Annotated in this window: 1 protein-coding gene; it reads left to right on the top strand. The window is 63.4% G+C overall.

Annotated elements, in window-relative coordinates; translation table 11 throughout:
- Positions 1-186: 186 nt before the first annotated feature.
- Positions 187-1229: DUF3556 domain-containing protein (locus R1101_RS0123800; protein WP_016935663.1), on the top strand; the 1043-nt coding region annotated here is incomplete at its 3' end.

Below are 1229 nucleotides of genomic sequence, written 5' to 3' on the forward strand. Positions count from 1 at the left end.
CACCTGATGCGCGCGAAGGTGCCCGAGCGGATCGACATCCTCGACGCACTACCGAAGAACCCCGTCGGCAAGATCGACAAGCCCTCGCTCAGGCGCACACTGCAACACGCCTGACCCCATCTCTCGTCCTACCTCGACGCGAGTCCCCCTCGCGGTGATGAGCCCTGCCCACCTTCAGGAGTAACAATGGGATTCAAGACGGCAGACATGCCACCGGTCGACCCGGCCACCTACGACGACATGCCCTTCATGGAGCGCATGCGGGTGCTGGCGACCCACTGGGCCGAATACGGTTTCGGCAGCCCCAAACAGATGCACATGCTGTACGTGTACAAGCTGATCTTCTACGTTCTCGGTGGGGTGGCGGTCGTCGGACTCACCACGCCCGGACTGGGTTTCGCCGATCTCGCCGGCTGGTGGGGCGAGCCGATCGTCTACCAGAAGTTGATGGTGTGGACGATCCTGTTCGAGATCACCGGCTACGCGTCGTCCTCCGGACCGCTGGCGTTCAAGTTCAAGCCGTTCACCGGTGGCTGGCGTTACTGGACCCGCCGCGGCACCCTGCGGCTCCCACCCTGGCCGAAGGTGGTGCCGTTCACCCGCGGTGACCATCGCACCGTCGTCGACGTCGCGATCTACTTCGCGCTCCTGGCCACGCTGCTGTTCCTGCTGCTCGGACCCGGCGTCACGACCGCTGCCCTGCCGGGAAGCGAGGTCGGCTTGCTCCCGCAGTGGGCGCTGCTGACCTACGTCGGCCTCATCATCGTCATGGGCCTGCGCGACCGCGTGGTCTTCCTGGCCGCACGCTCGGAACAGTACGTCGCAGTCATGTTCTTCTTCGGCATCTTCAGCAACCACGTCGATATGATCCTGGCAGCCAAGATCGCGCTGGTCACCGTGTGGTTCGGCGCAGGTGTCTCCAAGTTCGGCCACCACTTCACCAATGTGATCCCGCCGATGCTCAGCAACACCCCGTGGATCACTTCGAAGCGGTTCAAGCGCTCGCTCTACCGCAACTTCCCGCAGGACCTGCGTCCGTCCAAGGTCAGCTGGTTCCTCGCCCATGTCTGCGGCACCGTCGTCGAACTCGTCGTCCCGCTGGTGCTGCTGTTCTCCACGAACACGGCGATCACCTGGCTCGCCATCATCGGCATGGTCATGTTCCACATCTTCATCACCTCGACCTTCCCGTTGGCGGTCCCGCTCGAGTGGAACGTCTTCTACATGTT

Source organism: Rhodococcus sp. R1101, from assembly GCF_000278445.1.
In the GTDB taxonomy this organism is placed as follows: domain Bacteria; phylum Actinomycetota; class Actinomycetes; order Mycobacteriales; family Mycobacteriaceae; genus Rhodococcus; species Rhodococcus gordoniae.